Raw genomic sequence first — 24,555 nt, forward strand, 5'->3', positions numbered from 1 at the left:
CCCTGGGGTGCCGGGCGCGTATCCACCCCGGGGGGGGGGGGGCGTCCCCCGGGGCCCCCGCCCGGGGCCTGGGGTGGTTGGCGTGCGGCGGCGGGGGGGCCCCGCCGGCCCACGGCGGGGTGAGATGCGCGACGTCGACCATGGCTCAGCTCTCCGGAAGGGCGGGCGGGCGGTTGGTGCGGACTGCGCCGGTGCCCCGGCGGGCCGGTCTGGCCGGCGGGGGCTCAGCCATCCTTGCCGACCCCCTTGGTGGCTTCCCCGCGGGCCGTGGCCCCCGAGGTGTAGCCCTCGTCGGAGACCTGGCCGGCCTGGCGCCGCAGCAGCTTGAGGTACTCGGGGTCGAGACCGCTGTCCGCGGTCGCCCGGTCGAAGGCCTCCAGCGCGGCCTTCTGCGCCCCGTGCTTGGAGTTGGCGGCGGCCGTGGCCCCCTGGTCGTTGGCCTCGTGAATGGCAGGCCGAACATGTGCCGTTCCGCACGTTGCCCGTCCCGCGCCCGCCGTGCCAGAGTGCCGGACATGGCCCACCGCACCGCGTCCGAACCGCCCGTCCTCGCCTCGACGGCCGCCCCCGCCCCCGGCGCCGTCTTCGACTGGCTCGACGAGACGGCCGACCTGCGCGCCCGGGCGGGCCTCACCCGCACGCTGCGCAGCCGGCCCGCCGAGGACGCCGTGCTCGACCTCGCCGGAAACGACTACCTCGGGCTGACCCGCCACCCGGTCGTGACCCGGGCCGCCGCCGACGCCGCGCTGCGCTGGGGCGGCGGCGCCACCGGCTCCCGGCTGGTCACCGGCACCACCGCCCTGCACACCGAACTGGAGGGCGAGCTGGCCGAGTTCTGCGGGGTGGAGGCCGCACTGGTGTTCTCCTCCGGCTACACCGCCAACCTGGCCGCGCTGACCGCGCTCAGCGACCCGGACACCCTGATCGTCTCCGACGCCTACAACCACGCCTCGCTGATCGACGGCTGCCGGCTCGCCCGGGGCGACGTCCACCGAGCCCCGCACAGCGACCCGGACGCGGTCCGCTCCGCACTCGCCGGGCGCACCCACCGCCGGGCCCTGGTGGTCACCGACTCCGTCTTCTCCGTCGACGGCAACGCCGCCCCGCTGGCCGGTCACTCCGCCGCGGCCCGCGCCCACGGCGCCGCCCTGCTGGTCGACGACGCGCACGGGCTGGGCGTCCTGGGCCCCGGCGGTGCCGGCGCCCTGGCCGCCGCCGGCCTGGCGGGCGCGCCGGACACCGTCGCCACCGTCACCCTCTCCAAGTCGCTCGGCTCCCAGGGCGGCGCGGTGCTCGGACCGCGCCGGGTGATCCGCCACCTCACCGAGACCGCCCGCACCTTCATCTTCGACACCGGCCTGGCCCCGGCCGCCGCGGGTGCCGCCCTCGGCGCGCTGCGCCTGCTGCGGGCCGAGCCGCACCGCGCCGAGCGCGCCCGCGAGGTCGCCCGCTCCCTCGCCGACCGGCTCACCGCCGCCGGGCTGCACGCCTCCGACCCGGACGCGGCCGTGGTCTCGGTCCGCGCGCCGGGCCCCGAGGCCGCCGTCGCCTGGGCCGCCGACTGCCGCCGGGCCGGTCTCGCCGTCGGCTGCTTCCGCCCGCCCTCCGTTCCGGACGGCATCTCGCGCCTGCGGCTCACCGCCCGCGGTGACCTGACGGACGCCCAGATCACCGACGCGGTGAGGATCATCGCCTCGCTCGCCCCGGTGGGGGCGCACACCGCCTGACCGCAACCGCGGGCCCGCCGGTCCGCGTACCGACCGGAGGGCAGTGCGCTCCGCCGGGGGGCGGAGCGGATTGCCGGCGAGCGGCGGGGTGAGGCGGGTCGGCGGATGCGACCGACGGTCTGCGCGCCGGGCCCTTCGCCGTCCCCTCGGCGCCTCACGGCGGGCTGAGGCCGCATCGTGGGCGCCCCCCGAGGCCTGGACCGGGAGGCCGCTCCGCCCTGCGCGTGCCCCTACTCCCCGGTCACTGCTCCCCGAACTCCCCGGCCTCAGCTCCCCGCAGGGACACGCTCCGTATGTGGACATGTTCCATGCTCGGACACGTCCATGAGCGGGAAGTCGGCGGGTCCGACGTCCCGCGCGGGCCCGCGCGGCCTCAGAACCCCGCCAGCTCCCGCAGGAACGTCGTCTCCGCGTCCCGCCGCCCGGCCGCCGCGCGCGGGGCGGCCACGACCACGGCGAGCGTCCGGCACCAGGCCAGCACCCGTGCCGGATCGGAGTCCGGCACGAGCGCGGTCAGCCCGGCGATCCGCCGCTCCAGGGCGGCCCGGTCGGTCACGTCGTCGAGCACCCAGTCCACCAGATCGAAGTCCGGATCCCCGAGCGACGGCCGGGGGTCGATCGCCACCGGTCCGGCCGGGCCGTCCAGAACGTTGGCCGGGTGCAGATCCCCGTGCACCAGCGCCACCGGTCCGCCCGCGGCCAGCTCCCGGGCGGACGCCCGCGCCCCGGGCGGCACCGCGCCGGGCGCCCGGCGCTCGGTCAGATCGAAGAGGAACTCGACCCGGTCGCCGAGCGGCGGCAGGGCGAGCCCGTCCACCGGCACCGAGCGCAGGGCGCCGAGCAGCGGCGCCACCTCGGCCGGCCGCCGGTCCCGCCGCCGCAGCGGCAGCCCCGGCGCCACGTCCGCCAGCAGCAGCGCGCGCGCCGCCGGGTCGTACGCCAGCAGCCGTACCACGGACGGCAGTCCGGCCCACGCCCGCAGCGCCGCCGCCTCCTGCCGGGCCACCTCGGCGTCGGGGGTCAGCTTCAGCCAGGCCGCCGTCCCGTCGGCCCGGGTGCAGCGGAAGACCCGGGACGTGCCGCCGCCGCCGGCCGAGCGGACGGTCAGACCCCAGGACCCGGCCAGCTCCGCCACCCGCGCGGGGAGCTCGTCGCACCAGGCCTCGGCCGAGGGCCCGAACCGGACGGTGAGCCGGGCCCGTGCCTCGGCCGGGACGGCTGTCAGGTCGCTCACGGCTGCCCCACCACCAGCAGCGTCTCGGCGCCGACCGGCCGGTAGCCGGCCGCCTGGAAGGCCCGCACGCTGGTCGCGTTGCCCGGCGCCTGCTGCGACCAGATCCACTCGCCCGCCGGCAGCAGGTGCCGGGCGGCGAGCGCCAGTTGCCGGCCGAGCCCCAGGCCCCGGGCCCGCGGATCCACCTCGATCGCGCACTCCCACCGCCCGGCCACCCCGCGGCCGAGCACCAGCACCCCGCCGTCGACCGTGAACACCCGGACGTCCTCCCGGTAGCGCAGGGCGCGCACCACCCGGGGGTGCTCACGGTCCGCCACCGGCTCCAGCGGCAGGGGCGGGTCGCCGGGCAGCCGGCCCGCCACTGTCAGCAGGTCGATGTTGTTGACCACCCGGCCGGTCCGCTCGGCGAACGCGGTCAGGAAGGGCGGGCAGAGCGGAGCGGCCGGCGGGTCGCTCGGCACGGCGGCCAGGACGGCGTGCACCCAGGCCGGGTCCTCGTCGGTGAAGACCACGGCGTGCGCGGAGAACGACAGCACCCCGGCCTCGCGCGCCGACGGCTGCGGCACCACCGTCACCGATCCGTCCGACGGCGGGAACACCCCGCCCGCCGCGTCCGCCAGAATCTCCCGCACCCCTCGCCGGCCCACCCCGAACCCCTCCACCCCGTCGCATGATCAACCGAAGGCCGTCAGCCTACGTGCTCATGCCTTCCGCGCCCGGCTCGGCTGCACCCGGCTCGGCTCGCCGGGGGCCTTCGGGTGGTCCGGCGGGTACGGCAGCTCGCCCAGCCCCTCGTCCCGCAGTTGACGCTCGTACAGTTCCAGCAGCCCGTCCAGCCGGTACGCCGCGTCGTCCATCTCCGCCTGAAGGTCGCCGAGTTCGGCGAGCCGGGGCGGTACCGTCCGCAGGTCGAAGTCCTCCGGGGCGGCGTCGTCCAGCTCCTCCCAGCGCAGCGGCGTCGAGGCGGTCGCCCGGGGGCGGGCGCGCAGCGAGTAGGCGGAGGCGATGGTCCGGTCCCGAGCCATCTGGTTGTAGTCGACGAAGATCCGCTCGCCGCGCTCCTCCTTCCACCACGCGGTGGTCACCCGGCCCGGCATCCGTTGCTCCAGCACCCGGCCGAGCGCGATCACCGCGTGCCGGCCGTCGGTGAACGTCCACCGCGGTTCCAGCGGCACGTAGACGTGCACCCCGCGCCCGCCGGAGGTCTTCGGCCAGCCGCGCAGCCCGTGCTCCTCAAGGAGCGCGCGGAGCTCGTGGGCGGCCGTCGCGGCGTCGTGGAAGTCGGTGCCCGGCTGCGGGTCGAGGTCGATCCGCAGCTCGTCGATGTGGTCGGTGTCGGAGCGGCGCACCGGCCAGGGGTGGAAGGTCAGACAGCCCAGATTGGCCGCCCAGAGCACGGCGGCCGGCTCGGTCGGGCAGATCTCGTCGGCGGACCGCCCGCTCGGGAAGTTGATCCGGGCCGTCGGCAGCCACTCCGGCAGGCCCTTGGGCGCCCGCTTCTGGTAGAAGAACTCGCCCTCGACCCCGTCCGGGAAGCGCTGCAACGTGGTCGGCCGGTCCCGCAGCCCGCGCAGCACGCCGTCCGCGACGGCCAGGTAGTACCGCGCGACGTCCAGCTTGGTGAAGCCGCGCTCGGGGTAGTACACCTTGTCCGGATTCGACAGCCGGACGCTGCGCCCGGCGACATCCAGTTCCACGGCTGAGCCCATGCCTCTCACGCTAGACGCGCTCCGCCCGGCGCGCGCCCCGGAACGGTTGGCGCGAGGATCGGAGCCATGGACCTGCCCGTGATGCCGCCGGTGGCGCCGATGCTCGCCAAGTCGGTGGCCAAGATCCCGCCGGGAATGCAGTACGAGGCGAAGTGGGACGGCTTCCGCACCGTCGTCTTCCGCGACGGCGACGAGGTCGAGCTCGGCAGCCGCACCGGCAAGTCGTTGACCAGGTACTTCCCCGAACTGGTGGAGGCGCTGAAGCGGGAGTTGCCGCCGCGCTGCGTGCTGGACGGCGAGGTGGTGATCGCCCGGGAGGGCCGGCTGCGGTTCGAGGAACTGCTGGAGCGGATCCATCCGGCGGCCAGCCGGGTGCGGCTGCTGGCCGAGCGCACGCCCGCCTCCTTCGTGGCCTTCGACCTGCTCGCGCTCGACGACGTCTCGCTGCTCGACGCGCCGCTCTCGGTGCGGCGCCCGGCCCTGGAGACGACGCTCGCCGAGGCGGCCGACCCGGTCTTCACCGCCCCCGCCTCCACCGACCGCGACCTGGCGCAGAGCTGGTTCGCCGAGTACGAGGGGGCCGGACTGGACGGGGTGGTGGCCAAGCCGCTGGACCAGCCGTACCGGCCGGGCGAGCGGACCATGTTCAAGATCAAGCACGAGCGCACCGCCGACTGCGTGGTGGCCGGCTACCGCGAGCACAAGAGCGGCCCGGTGGTCGGCTCGCTGTTGCTCGGCATCAACGACGCCGAGGGGCGGCTGCAGCACGTCGGAGTCTGCGCCGCCTTCTCGATGGCCCGGCGGCGTGAACTCGTCGAGGAACTCGCGCCGTTGCGGATGGCCGACGTCGCGGCCCACCCGTGGGGCGGCTGGGCGGACGAGGCCGCGCACGCCGACGCCCGGCTGCCCGGCGCGGTCAGCCGCTGGACCGGCGGCAAGGACCTCTCCTGGGTCGCGCTGCGCCCCGAGCGGGTGGTCGAGGTCGCGTACGACCACATGGAGGGCACCCGGTTCCGGCACACCGCCCAGTTCCGCCGCTGGCGCCCGGACCGTACCCCGGAGAGCTGCACCTACGGGCAGCTGGAGGAGCCGGTCTCCTACGACCTGGCCCGGGTGCTGGGGGGCTGACCGCACGGCAGCGCCGCCGCCCCGGGGAGCGAACGGATCCCCGGGCGGCGGCGCTTCGGCGTTCGACGCTCCCGCTCTCCGGCGGGCCGCTCAGGCCACCGAGGCGGAGGGCGAGGAGCTCCCGGTCGCGGAGGGCGAGGAGCTTCCGCCCGCGGGCGGGAACGAGTAGACGTTCCCCGGTGAGACGATCTCGGTGATCGCCTGGGCGAAGAGCGTCGACGGTTCCTCGCCCTGGGACGAGATGTCGGTGTTCAGCAGCACCGCCAGGGTGGCCTGCGCCGACGGCAGGTAGACCACCGCGCTCTGGTACCCCGGCAGCGAGCCGTTGTGCCCGATCCACCCGTGGTTGACGAACAGCCCCAGCCCGTAGCCGACGCCCGGCAGCGGCGAGGGCGGCGTCACCAGCCGCTGGGCCTGGGTGGCCGGGGTGAGCAGCGTGCCGGTGGCCAGGACCTTCGCCCACTTCTGCATGTCGGCCAGGTCGGAGATGATCGCGCCCGCCGCCCAGGCCCAGGACGGGTTCCAGTCGGTCGCGTCCGCGATCGTGCCGTCCGGGGTCTGGTTGGTGTAGCCACGTGCGTGCGGCTGCGGGAACGAGGCGTCGGTCGGGAAGACCGTCCGGCCCAACCCGGCCGGGTCGAACACCTGTTGCTTCAGGAAGACGTCGAGCGGCTGCCCCGCGAGCTTCTCCACCACCAGGCCGAGCAGCACGGTGTTGGTGTTGCTGTACTCGAACTGGGTACCCGGGGCGAAGTCCGCGGGGTGCTTGAAGGCGTACCCCAGCAACTGCTGCGGGGTGAAGACCCGCTGGGGGTCGGTGATGACCGCCTGCTGGAAGTCCGGGTCCGCCGAGTAGTTGAAGAGGCCGCTGCGCATGTCGGCGAGCTGGCGCAGGGTGATCACGTCCCCGCCGGGCACGCCCGCGATGTAGGTGCCGACCGGGTCGTCCAGACCGGCCTTGCCCTGGTCGACCAGCCGCAGCAGCCCGGTGACGGTGAAGGTCTTGGTCTCGCTGCCGATCCGCATGTTCAGCCCGGTGACCATCGGCGTGCCGGCGACCTTGTCGGAGACGCCGAAGGCCTTCAGATAGGCGCCGTCGGGCGTGGTCAGCGCGACCATCACACCGGGCACCGACGCCTCGCTCAGCACCCGCTGCACCGCCGAGTCCAGCCGCGCGGTGACGTCCGGGGTGAGCGCCACCACGGTGCCGCCGGAGGAGGGCGTGGAGCCGGACGCGCTCGTGCCCGGCGTGCCCGACCCGCTCGGCGACCCGCCGGCCGACCCGCTCGACGGGCCGGGGGTGGTGGCCGACGGGCTGAGCGCGGCCGGCACCGCCGTGATCGCGCCGGCGGCCGGCGCGTCGGAGGCCGCCCCGCCGGAGCAGCCGGCGGCGGCCAGCAGACCGGTCAGGGCCAGTGCCGCGGTGGCCGCCCGCCCGCGACGGCGGGGCAGTGGGGCGAGCAGCCGTCGTGTCTTCGTCATGATCGAGGTGCCTCTCTGGGCCGGACGGCCCCGGAGCGGCGCTCCACGAGGCCGTGGGGGAGCGATCGCCACGGTATGCGCGCCCTGACCGCCCCGCGCGCGGGCCGCCGCGCCGCTGGCCCGAACGGCCCCACCCCCGATCGCCCCGCGCGGTCCGGCGCCCGCCCGTGCGCACGGACGGCCGCCCGCCGGACCGGACGGGCTCCCCGCTCCCCGCGTGTCGAGCCCGGCCCGGGCGCGCCCCGACAGGCCGAGCCCGAGCCCGGGCGCGCCCCGGGCGCTGCGCCGAACGGGTGGCCACCGGCATGCCGCGACGGCCGCCGGGCCCGGCTCGGGCACGATCGTTCAGCCCAGCTGTGGCGCCCGTTAAGAATTCCTCGATGGACCGCACCCCCTCCCACCAGGCAGATTGCTCCATGCCCGGTGCGAGGAGGCAGGAGCAGCCACCCCGCCGGGCCCCGTCGGCCTGCCCACACCAGGCCGCCCCACCATGCGTCAGGAGCCGCCGCAGTGAAGGCACTCGTCAAGCAGAAGGCCGAGCCCGGACTCTGGCTGATGGACGTCCCGAAGCCTGCCATCGGCCCCGGCGAGGTGCTGATCAAGGTGCTCCGCACCGGCATCTGCGGCACCGACCTGCACATCCGCAAGTGGGACGGCTGGGCCCAGCAGACCATCCGGACCCCGCTCGTGCTCGGTCACGAGTTCGTCGGCGAGGTGGCCGAGATCGGCGCGGCCGTCGCGGACATCTCGGTCGGCGACCTGGTCAGCGGTGAGGGACACCTGGTCTGCGGCAAGTGCCGCAACTGTCTGGCCGGCCGCCGCCACCTCTGCCGCAACACCGTCGGCCTCGGGGTCGGCCGCGACGGCGCCTTCGCCGAGTACGTGGCCCTGCCCGCCTCCAACGTCTGGGTCCATCGGGTCCCGGTGGACCTCGACGTCGCGGCGATCTTCGACCCCTTCGGCAACGCCGTGCACACCGCGCTCTCCTTCCCGCTGGTCGGCGAGGACGTGCTGATCACCGGCGCCGGCCCGATCGGCATCATGGCCGCCGCCGTCGCCAAGCACGCCGGTGCCCGCAATGTGATGATCACCGACGTCTCGCCGTACCGCCTCGACCTGGCCCGTGAGGTCGGTGTGACGCTCGCCCTCAACGTGGCCGAGCACACCATCGAGGAGGGCCAGCAGAAGCTCGGCCTGCGCGAGGGCTTCGACGTCGGCCTGGAGATGTCCGGCCGCCCCGAGGCGATGCAGTCGATGATCGCCAACATGACCCACGGCGGGAAGATCGCCATGCTCGGGCTGCCCGCCGAGCAGTTCCCCGTCGACTGGGCCTCGATCGTCACGTCGATGATCACCATCAAGGGCATCTACGGCCGAGAGATGTTCGAGACCTGGTACGCGATGTCCGTCCTGCTGGAGGGCGGGCTCGACCTCAGCCCCGTGATCACCGGCCGCTACGCCGCCGCGGACTACGAGGCCGCCTTCGACGAGGCCGCGAGCGGCCGCTGCGGCAAGATCATCCTCGACTGGACCGTCTGAGACCGTCTGACCCCCTCTAGGGAGACACCGTGTTCGACAACGTGCGCGACGACCTGGCCGCCACCCTCGACGAGATCCGCGAGGCCGGTCTCTTCAAGCCCGAGCGGGTGATCGGCACCCCGCAGAGCGCCGCCGTCACCGTCACCGCCGGCGGCCGGCCCGGAGAGGTGCTGAACTTCTGCGCCAACAACTACCTCGGCCTCGCGGACCACCCCGAGGTGCTCACCGCCGCCAAGGACGCGCTGGACCGCTGGGGCTACGGCATGGCCTCGGTCCGCTTCATCTGCGGCACCCAGGACGTCCACAAGGAGCTGGAGGACCGCCTCTCCGGGTTCCTCGGCCAGGAGGACACGATCCTCTACTCCTCCTGCTTCGACGCCAACGGCGGGGTCTTCGAGACCCTGCTCGACGAGCGCGACGCCGTCATCTCCGACGCCCTGAACCACGCGAGCATCATCGACGGCATCCGCCTCTGCAAGGCCCGCCGGCTGCGCTACGCCAACCGCGACCTGGCCGACCTGGAGCAGCAGCTCAAGGAGGCCCAGGGCGCCCGCCGCCGACTGGTCGTCACCGACGGCGTCTTCTCGATGGACGGCTACGTGGCCCCGCTGCGCGAGATCTGCGACCTGGCCGAGCGCTACGACGCCATGGTCATGGTCGACGACTCGCACGCGGTCGGCTTCGTCGGCCCGAACGGGCGCGGCACCCCCGAGCTGCACGGGGTGATGGACCGCGTCGACATCATCACCGGCACCCTCGGCAAGGCCCTCGGCGGCGCCTCCGGCGGCTACGTCGCGGCGCGGCGCGAGATCGTCGCGCTGCTGCGCCAGCGCTCGCGGCCCTACCTGTTCTCCAACTCGCTCGCCCCGGTGATCGCCGCCGCCTCGCTGAAGGTGCTCGACCTGGTCGAGCGTTCGACCGAGCTGCGCGAGAAGCTGGCCGCCAACACGGCGCTGTTCCGGTCGAAGATGACCGAGGCCGGCTTCGAGATCCTGCCCGGCGACCACCCGATCGCGCCGGTCATGATCGGCGACGCGGCCAAGGCCGGCCGGCTCGCCGAGCTGCTGCTGGAGCGCGGTGTCTACGTGATCGGCTTCTCCTTCCCGGTCGTGCCGCACGGCGCGGCCCGGATCCGGGTGCAGCTGTCGGCCGCGCACTCCACCGAGGACGTCGAGCGCGCCGTCGCGGCCTTCGTCGACGCGCGCGCCGCGCTGGGGGAGTAGCCCCACCGGGCGGTCCCGGCGAGGAACCACGCGCCGGGAGCCCGGGCCGGGCACGCCCGGCGCGCTGATCCGGCCCGGGAGCCCGCCCCGAGCGCCCCGGCACTCCCGGACCGCCCCGAGGACCGCCCGTGGCACGTCCGCTCGGAACCGGACGCGCCACGGGCACCCCGACCGCCGTGCGGCGGGGGCCGGCCCGGACCGCCTCCGCCGCACGGCGCACCACCACAGACCAACCGCCCCACCCTCCCGCCCCGGAGCGGGACGTCGGCCCGACCGACGTCCCGCTCCGGGGCTTCGGTCGAGGAGGGGCCTGCGGCGGCACACTTCCGCGGCGGCCCGGAGAGGGGACGCGCCGACCTGGACACCGCCCGGTCGCGGACGGCGCGGCCGGTCAGGACGCGTGGCGGGTCTGGAAGCCCGGCCGGTCAGGACGCGTGGTCGGGCCAGGGGACGTCGGTGGCGACGGCGGCGGCGTAGTCGATGCCCGGCACGGAGAATCCGTACAGCCGGCGGACTTCGGCCTGGAACCAGTCGAGGTCGGCGAGGCCGGCGATGCTGTCGGTGGCGGCGTCCGCCCAGCGTTCGGCGACGGCCGCCTGGACGCCGTCGGCGAATTCCCAGGTGTCCAGGCGGATCCGGCCTTCCTCGTCCAGCGCGAGCGGGGCCGCGCCGGTGAGCTGGTCCCACAGGGCGGCGAGCTGGTGCACCGGCGGTACCAGGCCCGTGCCGAGGACGCCGCGCAGCAGGCCGGTGTAGAGGCCGATGCCCGGGATGGCGGTGGAGGACTGCGTGACGGCGGCGCCGTTGACGGAGGTCACGGCCCGCCCACCCACCGTCCTGGCGAGTCGTTCGTCCAGCGTGCGGGCGGTGGCCTCCAGGTGGGCCTTGGCCAGGCCGATGGTGCCCTGCCGGTAGATCGCCGCCGTCAGCGGCGATCCGATGTAGGACAGCGCGGCGGTGGTGAAGCCCGCGCCGAGCAGGTCCCGGCCGGCGAGGTGGTCGATCCAGCGTTCCCAGTCCGCGCCGCCCATCACGGCCACGGTCTGCTCGACGTCGTCGCCCTCGGCCGGCCCGGTCTCGACCTCGCGGACCTCGGGAAGGCCCTGGTCGTCGAAGAGGAGGGTCTTGGTGCGGTGCGCCCGGCCGATCGGCTTGAGGACGGAGGAGTGGGTGAGGCCGGTGTCGGGATCGGTGCGCCGGGGCGCGGCCACCGAGTAGATCAGGTAGTCCAGCCTGCCGCCGAAACGCCGCTCGACGACATCGGCGACCTGGCCCTTCATCGCGTCGGAGAACGCGTCGCCGTTGAGGAAGACCAGATCCCGCCCGGCGGCGCGGGCCAGCTCGGCGGTGGCCGCGGTGCGGTACCAGCCGGCCGTCGCGGTCCGCCGCCCGGTCGGGGCCTTCTCGAAGGAGACCATGACGCCCCGGATGCCGGCGCGCTTGAGCCCGGCGAGCGTGGCCGCCAGGCCGTACCCGGCCGAGGAGCCGATGACCAGGGCCACCGGCCCGGCACCCTCGGGTGCGTCGGCGGGGTCGGGGCAGGCCTGCCACATGTCCGTCACCGACCGCTCGCAGCCCGCCGGGTGGGAGTCGAGGAAGAGGAAGCCCCGGTTGCGGGGGGTGAGAACGCGCTCGGTCACGGGTGCGGTCCTTGGGTCGGCCGGGAGAGGGACGCGGCGACCGGTCGGGCCGCCGCGTCCCGCAAGTCTGCGACAGCGCGGACACGGGCAGTGGCACCGTCCGGAACAATGATCATGAGCCGGGCTTGGAGTGTTTCCACCATGCCCACCATGCCCACCGGGCCGCCGCCGTTCCGGACGCGCTCCCGCCCGCTGCTCGCACCCCGCCGTCCCGGCGGCCGGTCCTCCGGTGGTCCGGCGCCCCGCTGCGCGCTGGCAGAATTGGCGTGTGATCGACGCACGACGGCTGCGGACCCTGCGGGCCGTGGCGGACCACCGCACCGTGACCGCCGCGGCGGCCGCCCTCTACCTCACCCCTTCGGCGGTCTCCCAGCAACTGGCCGCGCTGGAGCAGGAGACCGGCCACCACCTGCTCGCCCGTGAGGGCCGGGGGGTGCGGCTGACCGCGGCCGGCGAGATCCTGCTCGGGCACGCCGACGCCGTCCTCGCCCAACTGGAGCGGGCCGAGGCCGATCTCGCCGCCTACAGCGCGGGTGTGGCCGGTGAGGTCACCGTGGCCTCCTTCGCCACCGGGATCTCCCTGGTGCTGGCGCCCGCCATCGGCGCGCTCGCCGCCAGGGCGCCCGGGGTCCGGCTGAAGGTGCTGGACGCGGAGGGCGACGCCAGTCTGCCGATGGTCCTGGACGGGCGCGCCGACCTGGCGGTGGCCGTCGAGTACCGGGGTGCGCCGCGGGCCGACGACGCCCGGCTCACCCGGGTACCGCTGTACGCCGAGCCGTTCGAGGCGGTGTTGCCGCTCGGCCATCCGCTCGCCGGGGGCGCGGGCCCGATCGCCGTCGCCGACCTGGCCGACGAGCCGTGGATCGGGCCCTACCCGGGCAATCCGTGTCACGACGTGGTGCTGCTGGCCTGCGAGTACGCCGGGTTCCAGCCGCGTCTGGTGCACTCCTCGGACGACTTCCGCGCCGTCGTCGCCCTCGCCTCGGCCGGTGCTGGGGTGGCGCTGGTGCCGCGTTCCGCGCTGCTCGGGGTGGAGCTGGGCCGGGTCGCGGTGCGGCCGGTGGACAGTGCCCTCGCCACCCGGCGGGTCTTCGCCGCCGTCCGGGCCGGTGCGGACGGTCACCCGCTGATCCGCCCGGTGCTGGCGGCCCTCACCGAGGTGGCCGCGGCCGCCGGCTGAGCCGGCCGGCCCGGGAGCCGCGGGACGGCCGTCCCTCGGGACGACCGCCGCCACGGCTGGTCCGGCGTGCTACGCGGCCAGGTCGACGCGCCTCGACCCGCCGCGGCGGGGGCGGTTGCCGCCCTGCGACGAACGGCCCTGCGACGTGCCGTCCTGCGAGGTGCCCGACGTACGGCCCTGCGAACCACCGCCCTGCGAGGTGCGGCCCTGCGACGTGCGGTCCGAGGATTCGGGGCGGCCCCGGCGGTTGCGACCCGCCGAGCCACCGCGGCGGGGCCGCTCGACCACGGGGTCGGCGATCACGACCGGCACGCCGGTCGGCACACGCGCCCCGGTGATCCGGGCGAGCTCGGGGTCGGTGGGGTGGACCCGGGTGGACTCGGGGGTGATGCCGGCGGTGGCCATCATGCGGGCCGTCTCACGGCGCTGGTTGGGCAGCACGAGCGTGACGACGGTCCCGGACTCGCCCGCCCGGGCGGTGCGGCCGCCGCGGTGCAGGTAGTCCTTGTGGTCGGTCGGCGGGTCCAGGTTGACGACCAGGTCGAGGCCGTCGACGTGGATGCCCCGGGCCGCGACGTTGGTCGCGATCAGGGCGGTGACCTGGCCGTCGCGGAACTGCTGGAGGGTGCGGTTGCGCTGCGGCTGGGACTTCCCGCCGTGCAGCGCGGCCGCCTTCACCCCGCTGGCGAGCAGCTCGTCCACCAGCCGGTCGGCGCCGTGCTTGGTGTCGATGAACATGATCACACCGCCCTCGCGGGAGGCGATGTGGGCGATCGTGGCGTTCTTGTCGCTGTTCTGCACGTGCAGGACGTGGTGCTCCATGGTGCTGACCGCGCCGGCGGAGGGGTCCACCGAGTGGGTGACCGGGTCCTTGAGGAACCGGCGCACCAAACGGTCGACGTTGCGGTCCAGGGTGGCGGAGAACAGCATCGTCTGGCCGTCCGACTCGACCTGGTCGAGCAGTTCGATGACCTGGGGCAGGAAGCCCATGTCGGCCATCTGGTCGGCCTCGTCGAGCACGGTGATCCCCACGCTGTCGAGCCGGCAGGCGCCGCGCTGGATCAGGTCCTTGAGCCGACCGGGGGTGGCGACGACGACGTCCGCGCCCCGACCCAGGAGCTGAGCCTGGCGGCCGATCGACATGCCGCCGACCACGGTCGCCATCCGCAGCCGCACCGCGTGGGCGTAGGGGGTGAGCGCCTCGGTGACCTGCTGGGCGAGCTCACGCGTCGGGACCAGGACGAGCGCCAGCGGGCGGCCGGGCTCGGCCCTCCGGCCGGCGGTGCGGGCCAGCACGGCGAGCCCGAACGCGATGGTCTTGCCGGACCCGGTCCGGCCGCGCCCGAGGACGTCACGGCCGGCCAGCGAGTTCGGCAGCGTCGCGGCCTGGATGGGGAACGGCGAGGTGACGCCCTGGCGGGTGAGCGTCGACAGGAGGGCCCTGGGCATGTCGAGCTCCTCGAAGGACTCGACGGCCGGCAGCGCCGGGGTGGTGCTGACCGGCATCGCGAACTCGCCCTGCACGGAGGAGCCCTGGCGCCGCCGCGGCCCGCCCCCGGAGCGCGACGGCCCGCCGGAGCGCGAGCCGTAGCCGCTGCCACCGCCCGAGCGGGAGCCGCTGCCGGAACGGGAGCCGTAGGAGCCCTCACCGGAGCGGGAGCCGTAGGAGCCACCGCCCGAGCGGGAGCCGTAGGAGCCACCGCCCGAGCGGGAGCCGTACGAGCCGCCGCCGGAGCGGGATTCGGCATTCTGGTAGGAGGAGCGACTGGAACGGTTCATACGGAGACCTTCCTCAAGGTGGCACGTCACGAGGAAGGCTCCGCGCCCACGGATACCCGGGCGGAGGCTGCAAGGAACGGGCCGGAAACAGGGACGAGCGGGGCGTGGACGGTGAAACCGTGCGGCACGTCACCTACGGTCTGAGCTCGGCGCGCGGGGCGGGAGCGAAGAACCTCGAACCGTGAGTGTCACGGCGGGGGGCCGAACCGGTCGCGGCGCGGAGCGACTCGCGTGGGGAAGGCCGCCGGTGGCGGAGCCGGGTGGGCCCGGGTGACCGGGCGTCAGTGGTCGTGCGAATGCCGAGGGGCCCGCACCGGCATGAACGCGGTGCGGGCCCCTCGCTGCCGGGCGGGTGCCGCGGCGAAAACTACAGCGGACGAATGTTCTCGGCCTGCGGGCCCTTCTGGCCCTGCGTGACGTCGAACTCGACCTTCTGGCCCTCGAGCAGCTCACGGAAGCCGTTGGCGTTGATGTTCGAGTAGTGGGCGAAGACGTCGGGGCCGCCACCCTCCTGCTCGATGAAGCCGAAGCCCTTTTCCGCGTTGAACCACTTCACAGTGCCATTAGCCATAAAAGAAATCTCCTTCAAGGGGCTGTCCGGAGCGCGCACCGTGCGTGCTCCGAGATGCCGCGATGATGACCCACCCGGGGAAGAGCCGGGAAACAGAAAATGTGCCTGCGATACCTCAGCAGGCGCACACAAAGTTCATGGGAACCACTACTGCAACTCAATCGACTCTAGCAGGCCGGTGGTCGCCGTGGTGAAGGATTTCACCCCCGACGGTCCCGGACGGCCTCTCGGCGGTGGGCTCCGCGACCGCGCCGGCCCACCCAAGGGGCGGTCGGTCCCGGGGAGTTGGCGACCGGCCGGCAGAGCGGTCCGGGCTGTAGGCGCTCCATAAATACCGGCGGAGGCGGGTGCGGGGCCGTCGTCACGGGGGCCGGCGCCGGCGCGGCCCGCTCGGGCGCCGGCCCGCCCGCGGCCGCAATTCCGGTCGGCGCAGCGGCGAAGGGCACCGTTCCGATTCCGTTTATGTGCGAATTCGAGACCTTCCGAACGGCCCACGGCCGCATGGACCGGCGCATACTGGGGGAGATGACGAAATCAGCAGCAGTCCGGCGCACCCTGCCCACCAGCCCCTTCAAGGCCAAGGCCGAAGCACCACTCAAGCGGTTCGCCGTGGGCGACAGGGTCACCCATGACACCTACGGCCTCGGTCGAGCCATCGCGGTCGAGGGCGACGGCGACATCGCGGTACTCGTCGACTTCGGTTCACGGCAGGAGCGGATCACCCAGCCGTACACCGCCATGTTCAAGCTCTGAACCGCTGTTCGAACTCCGACCCGGGGCGTCCCCGGGGCCGTGCGGCCCCGGGGACGCACGACTGTCCGGGCCTGTGGCGACCGACCGGTCGGGGCAGGTGTCCGGAGCCGCCGGGGCACCAGGGGCCGGGCGGGCGCGCTACCGCTCCCGGGCGGGCGCGCCACCGCTCCCGGCCGGCGGACGGAGGACCCGGCGCACGGCGCCGCGCAGCCACTGATGGCCCCCGTCGGCGGTGTGCCGCGGGTGCCAGGCCATGCCGACGGTCAACGGCGGCAGCGGCAGCGGGATCTCCAGCAGGCGCAGTCCCAGCGCGTGCGCCGCGTCGCTGAGCGGTGAAGGGGGCTCGCCCGGCAGCGCGGTCGGTACCAGGCAGACCACGTCGCCGGTCGCGGCCAGCGCCATCGCCGCCAGATGTCCGGGCAGTACGGCGCTGACCCGCCGGCTGAGCCCCTGGTCGGCCAAGGCCGCGTCCAGCGGGCCGGTGAGGCGACCCCGGCGACTGACCGCCACGTGCTCGGCGGCGGCCAGCCGGGCCGGCGTGAGACTCCCTTCGGCGAGCGGGTGCCCGGCCCTGACCCCGGCCGCCATCCGCAGCGTGACCAGCTCCTCGACCCTGGTCTCCGGGTCGACGTGGTCGATGGCCCCGATCTCCAGGTCGATCCGTCCCTCGCGCAGGGCCGGGCCCGCCTCCCACTCCTCGGCCAGCACCCGCAACGAGACGCCGGGCGCCCGACGTCGGGCCAGCCCGAGCAGACCCGGCGCCAGCGCCGCGCCGACCAGGTCCGCGGCCTGGACGGTGAAGGTGCGCCGCAGCGTGGCGGGGTCGGTCCCGCCGCTCGGGGTGAGCAGGGCCTCCAGCCGGCGCACCACCGCGGCGGCCTCGTCCCGCAGTGCTTCGGCGCGGGGGGTGGGCACCATCGCCTGTCCGGCCCGTACCAGGAGCGGATCCTGGAGCACCCGGCGCAGCCGGGCCAGGGTGCGGCTCATCGCCGCGGGGGAGGTGCGCAGTCGCGCGGCGGCACGGGTGACGCTCTGCTCGGCCAGCAGGGCGTCGAGGGCGACGGCGAGATTGGCGTCGAGGGAGGCGTCGAGCTTCGGGTCGGAGCTGGTCACCGGCATTATTCCGTTTCGGGCAATGATGGGTTGCTGAAGTTCCCATTGTGGCAATGCGGTGCGGATCCGCACGATGAAGGGGTCGTACCGATCCGCTACAGACCGTGAGGATTTCATGATCGTCATAACCGCCCCCACCGGGAACATCGGCCGGCGGCTGCTGTCGCTGCTGGTCGAGGCCGCGCCCGCGCACGGCGAGGAGTTGCGGGTCGTGGTCCGCGACCCCGCCCGGCTCCCCGGGGCCGTGCGCGGACGGGTCGAGGTGATCACCGGCTCGCACGGTGACGCCGCGACCGTCGAGCGCGCCTTCGCCGGGGCCGACGCCGTCTTCTGGCTGGTGCCCCCGGACGCCTCGGTGACGCCCGAGGAGGCGTACAGCGGGTTCACCCGCCCGGCCGCCCGGGCGTTCGCCACCCACGGCGTCGGCCACGTGGTCGGCGTCTCGGCGCTCGGGCGCGGCACCCCGCAGGCCGCCGAGGCCGGGCTGGTCACCGCCTCGCTGGCGATGGACGACCTGATCGCCGACTCCGGCGTCGCCTACCGCGCCCTGGCCAACCCGTCCTTCTTCGAGAACCTGCTGGAGGAGGCCGGCTCGATCCGCGAGGACGGCGTCTTCACCGACACCGCCGCCGCGGACCGGCCGGCGCCCATGGTGGCCGTCGCCGACATCGCCGCGACGGCGGCCGCCCTGCTGCTCGACCGCTCCTGGACCGGCGTCGGCGACGTGCCGGTGCTCGGCCCGCAGGACCTGTCGCCCGAGGATATGGCCCGCATCATGACCGAGGAGCTGGGCCGTCCGGTGCGCTACTGGCGCGAGTCGCTCGACGACCTGCGGTCCGCCATGCTCGGCCACGGCCTCGACGCGGCGTTCGTCGACGGCATGGTCGCGATGAAGCGCGCCAAGGACCGGGGCCTGGACGCGGGCGTGGACCGCACGCCGCAGGCGGTCCCGGCCACCGGGTTCGCGCAGTGGTGCGCGCAGACCCTCAAGCCCGCCGTCCTCGCCGCCGCGCCGGAGGCAGCCGATGCCCGCTGACCGCACCGAACCGCCGGTGACCGCGTTCATGCTGGTCAAGACCACGCCCGAGTGGCTGGCGATGCCCGTGGCCGAACGCGTCCACGCCTTCACCACTCAGGTCGTCCCGGTGGTCGAGGCCCGCACCCGGGGCGTCCGCTCCCGGTTCTACGACACCGAGTTCTACTCGGCGCGGGTCACCGACATCTGGGTCTGGGAGGCGGACGACCATGACTCCTACCGACTGTTGATCGACGCGCTGCGCGAAACCCCCTTCTGGGACCGCTACTTCGAGGTCGTGGACCTGCTGGTGGGGACCGAGAACGGCTACGCCCGGACGTACGGCCTGGAGCCGGTGGCCGCCATCGCCAGCTGAGGTCCGGCCCCCGACCGGCCGGCGCCGCCACCGCTGGGTGGCGCCGGTCGGCCGGTCGGCCGTCCTCACCACCGCCGTACCGGGCCGCCGTTCGGATGCCCCGGGGCGTCAGGCGGACTCGCGCACGACCGTGCGCACGGCCGGTCGGGTCCGCGTGGTGAGCGGCTGGTCGGGCGGGCCGCGGGCGGTCGGCGAGTAGGGTGGGTCCGGCCGATGATTGTCTGGACCACTGGAGTACCCGATGAGCCTGACCCCTGCCCCTGACGCGCTCCTTCCGGTCGGGGTGATCGGGCTCGGTGACATCGCCCAGAAGGCCTACCTCCCGGTCCTCACCGCGCTGCCCGGCCTCGACCTGCGGCTGATGACCCGGGACCGGGCCAAGCTCGACCGGCTCGGCGAGACCCACCGGATCGCGCCCGAACACCGCTTCACCGACCTGGACGCGCTGATCGACAGCGGCATCCGGGCCGCCTTCGTGCACGCGGCCACCGACCAGCACGTCCCGATCGTCGAGCAGTTGCTCACCGCCGGGGTCGACGTGTACGTCGACAAGCCCCTCGACTACACCCTGGACGGGGCCCGCCGGCTGGTCGAGCTCGCCGACCGCACCGGGCGCTCCCTGATGGTGGGCTTCAACCGCCGCTACGCGCCCGGCTACGTCCAGGCCAAGGAGCGCCCGCGCGACCTGATCGTCCTGCAGAAGAACCGCGAGGGCCTCCCCGAGGCGCCGCGCCCGATGATCTTCGACGACTTCATCCACGTGGTGGACGTGCTCCGCTTCCTGGTGCCGGGCGAGATCGAGCACGTGGACGTCCGCTCCCGGGTGCGCGACGGCCTGGTCGAGCACGTCGTGCTCACCCTCGCCGGCGAGGGGTTCACGGCGCTGGGCATCATGAACCGCGTCTCCGGTTCGACCGAGGAGGTCCTCCAGGTCTCCGGCGGCGATTCCAAGCGCGAGGTCCACAACCTGGCCGACGTCGTCGACCACCGCGGCCAGCCCACCGTCCGCCGCCGCGGTGACTGGGTCCCGGTGGCCCGCCAGCGCGGCATCGAGCAGGTCGTCCTGACCTTCCTCGACGCCGTCCGCACCGGAAAGGCGATCGACGCCCACGACGCCCTGCGCACGCACGAGCTCTGCGAGCTGATCGTCGAACGGCTGCAGTCGGCCTGAGGCCTGAGGCCTGAGGCCTGAAGGGTCGGAGGCCTGAGGGGTCGGAGGGCTGAGACCGGAGGCGCCCCCGCCCCCGCCCCCGCGAAGGCGGGGACGGGGGCGAAGGCGCTGACCGGGACCGGCTGCCCGTCCGTCGCGGCGGGACGGCCGGGGCAGCGGTGTCAGTCCCAGGGGTTGGCCGGCTGGCCGATGATCGCGGTCCAGAAGCGGGTGTTGTTGGGGATGTTGCCGTAGGCCCAGAAGGTCCAGCCGCCGGTCTGGGAGAGGTCAGGGCCGAAGTGGCCGTCGTGGAACTCGGCCTCGCGCCAGCCGCTGCCGAAGGTGGCCTGGCAGATGGTGTCGGCGGCGGCGCGGCTGTTGAGGCGGGAGCCCTTGACCGGGCGGCTGAGGGCCACGGTGCCCTGGGCCCAGCCGGTGTAGAAGCCGGGGTTGATGCCGACCGGGACCGGGCTGCCGTCCACGTTGAGGCAGAGGACGGGGAGCGAGGCCGACGGCGGTGTGTCGCCGTGGTAGGCGTCGCTCGACGTGCCGCCGGGGCCGCCGACCTGGACGCTGTCGTCCGGTCCGTAGTTGAGGACCTCCCAGGTCATTCCGTAGTGCGTGGCGGGTCCGGTCGCCGCGTGCGCGGGTACGGCGGTGAGCGGAACCAGGACGGCCGCGGCGATGGCCGCCGCGGCTGCCGCGAGGCGCTTGGTACGGGTCATGGGTGTGCCTCCAGGGGCTGGTGAAACGTCGTGGGAATGCGATCGGTACCTTGCCGTTCCGGTACGGACCGACTCTCTCAACCGGCCGCACAGATCTGGCATGATCTGGTCATCGGACCATCACCAACCGTGATGATCCGACGGCGACGTGCAGCGCCCTGGGGAGGGGAACGCATGGAGTTCGGGATTCTCGGACCGTTGGAGGTGCGGGACGGTGGGGGGAACCGGGTCCCGCTGGAAGGTGTCCGGCAGGAGCGGCTGCTCGCGGCCCTGCTGCTCAACGCGGAAAGCCCCGTACCGGTGGCCCGCTTGATCGACGCCGTGTGGGACGAGCGCCCACCGGCCACCGCGGACCGTCAAGTCCGCAATCTGGCAGGCGTGTTACGTCGACGCTTCGCTCGGGCCGACCCGGCCGGGCCGCCGGTGCTGCTGACCGACGGCGGTGGGTACCGGATCCCGCTCGACGGTCACCGGCTGGACGCCCGGATCTTCACCGACCGGGTCGCGTCGGCCCGCCGGGCGGCCGCGGCCGAAGAACTCGCCGCCGCGGCGGCCGGCTTGCGGGAAGGGCTCGCGCTGTGGCGCGGTCCCGTGCTCGACGGGCTCCCCGGGCGCCTGCCGGCGACGGGCGCGGTCGCCCTGGACGAACTGCGGCTGACCGCCTGGGAGGACCTTCTCGACCTGGAGGCGGCGCTGGGCCGGCACCGCTCGACCATCCCCGAGCTGACCGCCCTGGTGGCGGAGCAGCCCCTGCGGGAGCGGTTCGTCGGTCAGCTGATGCGGGCCCTGCACTTCTCCGGCCGGACGGCCGACGCCCTGGCGGTCCACCAGCTCTTCGTCGGGCGCCTGGCGGACGAGCTGGGCCTCGACCCTAGCCCCGAACTGAAGCGCCAGCACCTGGAGTTGCTCACCATCGAGCCTTCCGGGGCCGATCGACGCACGGCGGCCGAGCGCACGGCGGCCGAGCGCGCGGCGGGCGAACGGACGGCGGGTGCACGGGCGGCGGGTGAGCAGACGGCGGCCGCCCGTCGGGCCGCCCGCCGGGCCGCGCATGACCGGGCCGCCGAACACCCGGCGGTCGGAGGTGCGGCAAGCAGACCCGAGGTGCCGGAGAGAACGAGGGCCGAGGGGGCGGAGCGCGGCCGAACCGAGGCCGGGCCCGCGTCGACGGTCCCGCCGCCCGCCCAACTGCCGCCCCCGCTGAGGACGTTCACCGGACGCCGGGCGGAGCTGGCGGCGCTCGACGAGTTCGCCGCGTCAGCCTTCGCCGTCCCGGGGGCGCCCACCGGCCCGGGGATGCCCACCGTCCCGGGGGAGCTCGCCGCCACGGCGGCCGCCCCGATCTGGGCGATCTCCGGCAGCGCCGGGGTCGGCAAGAGCAGCCTGGTCGTCCAATGGGCCCACCGGGTCCGGGACCGGTTCCCCGGCGGCCAGCTCTACGCCGACCTGCACGGCTTCTCGGCCGGCCCGCCGCTGCCGGCGCACGCCGTCCTGGCGCGCTTCCTGCGCGCCCTCGGTGTACCGGGTGAGCAGGTGCCCAGTGTGCCGGAGGAGGCCACCGCGCTCTACCGCTCGCTGCTGGCGGACCGGCGGGTCCTCGTGGTCCTCGACAACGCGCGCAGCGCCGAGCAGGTCCGGCCGCTGCTGCCGGGCACGCCGCGCTGCGTCACGGTGGTCACCAGCCGGACGAGGCTGGCCGGGCTCACGGCGCGCGACGGCGCCCGCCCGTTGGTCGTCGACCTCATGCCGGCCTCGGACGCCGTCGCCCTGCTCGACCGCGTCATCGGGGGGCGCCGGGCCCTCAGCGAACCTGCGGCCTGTGCCGAACTGGCCGCCGTCTGCGGCCGGTTGCCGCTCGCCCTGGCCATCGCGGCGAGCCGACTGGCCGAACGCCCGGACCTCACCGTCGCGGACCACGCCGCCGAGTTGCGCGACGCGGAGGACCGGCTCACCGCCCTGCAGATCGAGGGTGACGCCGCCTCGGCCGTCCGGGCCGCGTTCGACCTCTCCTACCGCGCCCTGCCGGCCCGCGCCCGCAACGTCTTCCGGCTGCTCGCCCTCGCCCCCGCCGCCGACCTGTGCACGGCGGCCGCCGCCGCGCTCTGCGGCGAACGCGTCGTGGCCGTCCGCCCGGTGCTGGAGCAGCTGGCCACCGCCCATCTGCTCACCCACGAGGGCCGGGACTGGTACCGGATGCACGACCTGCTGCGCCTGTACGCCGCCGAGCGCGCCACGGCCGAGACCGACCCGGCCGAGCGCACCGCCGCCCGCGAGCGTCTCTACACCTGGTACCTGCACCACGCGGACGCCGCGGCGCGGCTGCTCACCCCGCACCGGCGGCGGATCCCGCTCGCCTCCGCCGGGTCCTGGTACGAGTCGAAGGGCTTCGCGACGGCGGCCGAGGCCCAGCGCTGGTGCGAGGGTGAGCACGCCCACCTGCTGGGCGCGGTGCGGACCGCGGCCGAACACGGTCTCGACGACCTGGCGTGGCAGCTGCCGGTGGTGCTCTGGGGGTACTACTTCATCAGTCCGCACCTGGACGACTGGGAGGAGGCGGACCGGCTCGCGGTCGCCGCCGCCCGGCGGGCGGGCGACCGGCACGGTGAGGGCCACGCCCGGAACGACCTCGCCACCGCGCTGGCCGCACGCGGCCGGTACGACGAGGCCCTGCCCGAACTCCTTTCGGCTCGTGCTCTGTTGGCCTCGATCGGTGACGAGGTCGGCGAGGCCCATGTGATCGGGAACCTGGGTCTCCACAGTCACCACACCGGTGCCCACGAGCAGGCCCGGGAGTACTTCCTGCAGTCGCTCGCGCTGCTGCTGGCGCAACCCGACGACCACCGGGACGACTGGGCGATCGGGGTCTGCTGGACCAACCTCGGCGCGACGGCGATGCTGACCGGCCGGTCCGAGGAGGCCGACACGTACCTGCACCGGGCACTGGACCGCCACCGGTCGACCAGGGACACGGTGCTGGAGAGCCTCACCCTGTTCGCCCTCGGCGACCACCACCGCCGGCTGGACCGGCGGGACGAGGCCGCGGCCCGCCTGCGGCAGGCCCTGGCGGTGATCGACGGCGCCACCGCGAACCCCCGGCTGCGCGCCGACGTCCTGGCGGCCCTGGCGGAGCTCGGCGAACAACCGGACCACGGCGATCGCTCGGCGCTCGGGGGCCGGTCGGACGTCGGCGATCGCTCGGAGCTCGGCGAACCCGCCGCCAGTCCCGTGCCCGGGTACTGACACGGTCGCCCGGCGCGGCCGCCTCCCGACGGACCGCGGCGGATCCGGTCGCGACTGGTGAGCCGTCGGCGTCATCGTCGGCGGCGAGGTGACAATGGGCCAATGTCATCAAGCCAGGACGCGACGGATCCGCCGCAGGTGACGCCGGATCAGGCCGCCCTGCGGGGCGAGCACTGGTGGCCGGTGGTGCTGGCGGTCGCGGTGGTCGCGACGCTCCACGTGACGCTGCCGGCCCGCTACCGGGTGGATCCCTCCTGGGTGCTCCCGGCCGCCACGGGCTCGCTGCTGGCGGCGCTGATCATCGGGGACCCGGGGCGGATCGATCGTCAGAAGGCCTGGCTCCGGGTCGTCACCCAGCTCCTGATCGGCTTCATCACGATGGCCAACATGTTCGCGGGCGGCCATCTGGTGGCGGACATCCTGACCGACAACAGCCTGTTCGCCAACAACGCCACGGGGCTGCTGGCGACCGGTGGCGTGGTGTGGGTGACGAACGTGGTCGCCTTCGCGCTCTGGTACTGGAGCCTGGATCGCGGCGGGGCCGCGGCCCGGGCCCATCGGCCGTACGAGAAGACGGCGTTCGTGTTCCCCGAGATGCAGTACACGGACTTCGCGCCGGCCGTCTGGGTGCCGCGGTTCGCCGACTACCTGTCCCTCGCCTTCTGGACCGCCACGGCCTTCAGTCCCACCGACGTCTCGGCGATCAGGCGGTGGGCCAAGCTGTTGATGATGGCGCAAGCGGCGCTCTCCCTCGCCGTGGCCACCCTGGTGATCGCCCGGGCGATCAACATCCTCCAATGAGCGGCACACCGATCACGCTCCCCGGCCGCGCCGCCGTCGACCGCCGTCGACCACCGACGGCCCGGCCTGGCCCGGATCGGCCTGACGGAGCGTGACCGTGCCGTCCGCCGCCGGTCCGGTGGGGTGTTCGCGAACCACCATGCGAGATTGCCCCTGGTGCCGCGCCCGCG

The 24,555-nt window shown here is 74.6% G+C and carries 21 protein-coding genes; 11 read left to right on the plus strand and 10 right to left on the minus strand.

The features are described 5' to 3' along the window. Positions 1 to 224: 224 nt before the first annotated feature. The gene (locus tag ACFXHB_RS00205) at positions 225 to 524 is read right to left on the minus strand and encodes a hypothetical protein (RefSeq protein WP_380570986.1); all 300 of its coding nucleotides are present in this window, start codon (positions 522 to 524) and stop codon (positions 225 to 227) included. On the opposite strand from ACFXHB_RS00205, the gene ACFXHB_RS00210 reads away from it, so the two are divergent. Next, positions 516 to 1,727, plus strand: coding sequence for an 8-amino-7-oxononanoate synthase (locus tag ACFXHB_RS00210; RefSeq protein ID WP_380570987.1), 1,212 nt, complete (start codon positions 516 to 518; stop codon positions 1,725 to 1,727). The genes ACFXHB_RS00205 and ACFXHB_RS00210 overlap by 9 nt on opposite strands. Before the next feature lie 373 nt (positions 1,728 to 2,100). On the opposite strand, the gene ACFXHB_RS00215 is transcribed toward ACFXHB_RS00210, so the two are convergent. From ACFXHB_RS00215 to ligD, 3 genes are all read right to left on the minus strand, one after another. After that, a complete protein-coding gene (locus ACFXHB_RS00215; RefSeq protein WP_380570988.1) occupies positions 2,101 to 2,961 on the minus strand; it encodes an aminoglycoside phosphotransferase family protein in 861 nt (286 codons plus the stop codon). Next, the gene (locus ACFXHB_RS00220) at positions 2,958 to 3,593 is read right to left on the minus strand and encodes a GNAT family N-acetyltransferase (RefSeq protein WP_380570989.1); all 636 of its coding nucleotides are present in this window, start codon (positions 3,591 to 3,593) and stop codon (positions 2,958 to 2,960) included. The genes ACFXHB_RS00215 and ACFXHB_RS00220 overlap by 4 nt, the downstream gene beginning before the upstream one ends. Before the next feature lie 69 nt (positions 3,594 to 3,662). Further along, positions 3,663 to 4,670 carry a non-homologous end-joining DNA ligase gene (gene ligD / locus ACFXHB_RS00225; RefSeq protein ID WP_380570990.1) on the minus strand — a complete coding sequence of 336 codons (1,008 nt, stop codon included), beginning with the start codon at positions 4,668 to 4,670 and terminating at the stop codon, positions 3,663 to 3,665. A gap of 66 nt (positions 4,671 to 4,736) precedes the next feature. On the opposite strand from ligD, the gene ACFXHB_RS00230 reads away from it, so the two are divergent. Beyond that, positions 4,737 to 5,798, plus strand: a complete 1,062-nt coding sequence (locus ACFXHB_RS00230; protein WP_380570991.1) for an ATP-dependent DNA ligase — start codon at positions 4,737 to 4,739, stop codon at positions 5,796 to 5,798. A gap of 90 nt (positions 5,799 to 5,888) precedes the next feature. Here the strand turns inward: ACFXHB_RS00230 and ACFXHB_RS00235 are convergent, their stop codons facing one another. Next, complete coding sequence (locus ACFXHB_RS00235; RefSeq protein WP_380570992.1) at positions 5,889 to 7,280, minus strand: serine hydrolase domain-containing protein; 1,392 nt, start codon at positions 7,278 to 7,280, stop codon at positions 5,889 to 5,891. A 510-nt stretch (positions 7,281 to 7,790) separates the two neighbouring features. Between ACFXHB_RS00235 and tdh the strand changes: the two genes are divergently transcribed. Together tdh and ACFXHB_RS00245 are read left to right on the plus strand one after the other, a co-directional pair. Next, positions 7,791 to 8,819, plus strand: coding sequence for an L-threonine 3-dehydrogenase (tdh, locus tag ACFXHB_RS00240; RefSeq protein WP_380570993.1), 1,029 nt, complete (start codon positions 7,791 to 7,793; stop codon positions 8,817 to 8,819). Positions 8,820 to 8,848: 29 nt separating this feature from the next. Continuing rightward, positions 8,849 to 10,042 carry a glycine C-acetyltransferase gene (locus ACFXHB_RS00245; RefSeq protein ID WP_380570994.1) on the plus strand — a complete coding sequence of 398 codons (1,194 nt, stop codon included), beginning with the start codon at positions 8,849 to 8,851 and terminating at the stop codon, positions 10,040 to 10,042. Between the two features lie 425 nt (positions 10,043 to 10,467). On the opposite strand, the gene fabV is transcribed toward ACFXHB_RS00245, so the two are convergent. Then, entirely contained in the window at positions 10,468 to 11,682 is a 1,215-nt protein-coding gene (gene fabV, locus ACFXHB_RS00250; protein ID WP_380570995.1) for an enoyl-[acyl-carrier-protein] reductase FabV, read from the minus strand. 268 nt (positions 11,683 to 11,950) lie between these two features. Here fabV and ACFXHB_RS00255 point away from each other — a divergent pair, with 268 nt between their 5' ends. Next, on the plus strand, positions 11,951 to 12,862 hold the full coding sequence (locus ACFXHB_RS00255) for a LysR family transcriptional regulator (RefSeq protein WP_380570996.1): 912 nt from the start codon (positions 11,951 to 11,953) through the stop codon (positions 12,860 to 12,862). A 69-nt stretch (positions 12,863 to 12,931) separates the two neighbouring features. On the opposite strand, the gene ACFXHB_RS00260 is transcribed toward ACFXHB_RS00255, so the two are convergent. Next, complete coding sequence (locus tag ACFXHB_RS00260) at positions 12,932 to 14,641, minus strand: DEAD/DEAH box helicase (protein WP_380570997.1); 1,710 nt, start codon at positions 14,639 to 14,641, stop codon at positions 12,932 to 12,934. A 367-nt stretch (positions 14,642 to 15,008) separates the two neighbouring features. Beyond that, positions 15,009 to 15,212 carry a cold-shock protein gene (locus ACFXHB_RS00265; protein WP_030918248.1) on the minus strand — a complete coding sequence of 68 codons (204 nt, stop codon included), beginning with the start codon at positions 15,210 to 15,212 and terminating at the stop codon, positions 15,009 to 15,011. A 525-nt stretch (positions 15,213 to 15,737) separates the two neighbouring features. Between ACFXHB_RS00265 and ACFXHB_RS00270 the strand changes: the two genes are divergently transcribed. Then, positions 15,738 to 15,965: a hypothetical protein gene (locus ACFXHB_RS00270; RefSeq protein ID WP_380570998.1), complete on the plus strand. Its 228-nt coding sequence runs from the start codon at positions 15,738 to 15,740 to the stop codon at positions 15,963 to 15,965. Positions 15,966 to 16,103: 138 nt separating this feature from the next. On the opposite strand, the gene ACFXHB_RS00275 is transcribed toward ACFXHB_RS00270, so the two are convergent. Beyond that, on the minus strand, positions 16,104 to 17,084 hold the full coding sequence (locus ACFXHB_RS00275; RefSeq protein WP_380570999.1) for a LysR family transcriptional regulator: 981 nt from the start codon (positions 17,082 to 17,084) through the stop codon (positions 16,104 to 16,106). 109 nt (positions 17,085 to 17,193) lie between these two features. On the opposite strand from ACFXHB_RS00275, the gene ACFXHB_RS00280 reads away from it, so the two are divergent. The 3 genes from ACFXHB_RS00280 (at position 17,194) to ACFXHB_RS00290 (ending at position 19,640) form a co-directional block, all read left to right on the plus strand. Next, on the plus strand, positions 17,194 to 18,114 hold the full coding sequence (locus ACFXHB_RS00280) for an NAD(P)H-binding protein (RefSeq protein ID WP_380571000.1): 921 nt from the start codon (positions 17,194 to 17,196) through the stop codon (positions 18,112 to 18,114). Then, positions 18,104 to 18,469 carry a darcynin family protein gene (locus ACFXHB_RS00285; RefSeq protein ID WP_380571001.1) on the plus strand — a complete coding sequence of 122 codons (366 nt, stop codon included), beginning with the start codon at positions 18,104 to 18,106 and terminating at the stop codon, positions 18,467 to 18,469. The genes ACFXHB_RS00280 and ACFXHB_RS00285 overlap by 11 nt, the downstream gene beginning before the upstream one ends. A gap of 241 nt (positions 18,470 to 18,710) precedes the next feature. Further along, complete coding sequence (locus tag ACFXHB_RS00290) at positions 18,711 to 19,640, plus strand: Gfo/Idh/MocA family protein (RefSeq protein WP_380571003.1); 930 nt, start codon at positions 18,711 to 18,713, stop codon at positions 19,638 to 19,640. Positions 19,641 to 19,801: 161 nt separating this feature from the next. On the opposite strand, the gene ACFXHB_RS00295 is transcribed toward ACFXHB_RS00290, so the two are convergent. Next, on the minus strand, positions 19,802 to 20,344 hold the full coding sequence (locus tag ACFXHB_RS00295) for a hypothetical protein (RefSeq protein ID WP_380571004.1): 543 nt from the start codon (positions 20,342 to 20,344) through the stop codon (positions 19,802 to 19,804). A gap of 174 nt (positions 20,345 to 20,518) precedes the next feature. Here ACFXHB_RS00295 and ACFXHB_RS00300 point away from each other — a divergent pair, with 174 nt between their 5' ends. Then, on the plus strand, positions 20,519 to 23,584 hold the full coding sequence (locus tag ACFXHB_RS00300) for a BTAD domain-containing putative transcriptional regulator (RefSeq protein WP_380571005.1): 3,066 nt from the start codon (positions 20,519 to 20,521) through the stop codon (positions 23,582 to 23,584). Between the two features lie 102 nt (positions 23,585 to 23,686). Next, a complete protein-coding gene (locus ACFXHB_RS00305; RefSeq protein WP_380571006.1) occupies positions 23,687 to 24,385 on the plus strand; it encodes a hypothetical protein in 699 nt (232 codons plus the stop codon). The last annotated feature ends 170 nt before the right edge of the window (positions 24,386 to 24,555 follow it).

It is taken from the genome of Kitasatospora sp. NPDC059327, from assembly GCF_042752535.1.
Classification (GTDB): domain Bacteria; phylum Actinomycetota; class Actinomycetes; order Streptomycetales; family Streptomycetaceae; genus Kitasatospora.

Coding starts and splice junctions, on each gene's coding strand:
- ACFXHB_RS00285 (WP_380571001.1), top strand. CDS start 18,104: ATGCCCGCTGACCGCACCGAACCGCCGGTGACCGCGTTCATGCTGGTC.
- ACFXHB_RS00265 (WP_030918248.1), bottom strand. CDS start 15,212: ATGGCTAATGGCACTGTGAAGTGGTTCAACGCGGAAAAGGGCTTCGGC.
- ACFXHB_RS00270 (WP_380570998.1), top strand. CDS start 15,738: ATGACGAAATCAGCAGCAGTCCGGCGCACCCTGCCCACCAGCCCCTTC.
- ACFXHB_RS00295 (WP_380571004.1), bottom strand. CDS start 20,344: ATGACCCGTACCAAGCGCCTCGCGGCAGCCGCGGCGGCCATCGCCGCG.
- ACFXHB_RS00210 (WP_380570987.1), top strand. CDS start 516: ATGGCCCACCGCACCGCGTCCGAACCGCCCGTCCTCGCCTCGACGGCC.
- ACFXHB_RS00275 (WP_380570999.1), bottom strand. CDS start 17,084: ATGCCGGTGACCAGCTCCGACCCGAAGCTCGACGCCTCCCTCGACGCC.
- ACFXHB_RS00230 (WP_380570991.1), top strand. CDS start 4,737: ATGGACCTGCCCGTGATGCCGCCGGTGGCGCCGATGCTCGCCAAGTCG.
- ACFXHB_RS00235 (WP_380570992.1), bottom strand. CDS start 7,280: ATGACGAAGACACGACGGCTGCTCGCCCCACTGCCCCGCCGTCGCGGG.
- ACFXHB_RS00290 (WP_380571003.1), top strand. CDS start 18,711: ATGAGCCTGACCCCTGCCCCTGACGCGCTCCTTCCGGTCGGGGTGATC.
- ACFXHB_RS00305 (WP_380571006.1), top strand. CDS start 23,687: ATGTCATCAAGCCAGGACGCGACGGATCCGCCGCAGGTGACGCCGGAT.
- ACFXHB_RS00280 (WP_380571000.1), top strand. CDS start 17,194: ATGATCGTCATAACCGCCCCCACCGGGAACATCGGCCGGCGGCTGCTG.
- ACFXHB_RS00260 (WP_380570997.1), bottom strand. CDS start 14,641: ATGAACCGTTCCAGTCGCTCCTCCTACCAGAATGCCGAATCCCGCTCC.
- ligD (WP_380570990.1), bottom strand. CDS start 4,670: ATGGGCTCAGCCGTGGAACTGGATGTCGCCGGGCGCAGCGTCCGGCTG.
- ACFXHB_RS00300 (WP_380571005.1), top strand. CDS start 20,519: ATGGAGTTCGGGATTCTCGGACCGTTGGAGGTGCGGGACGGTGGGGGG.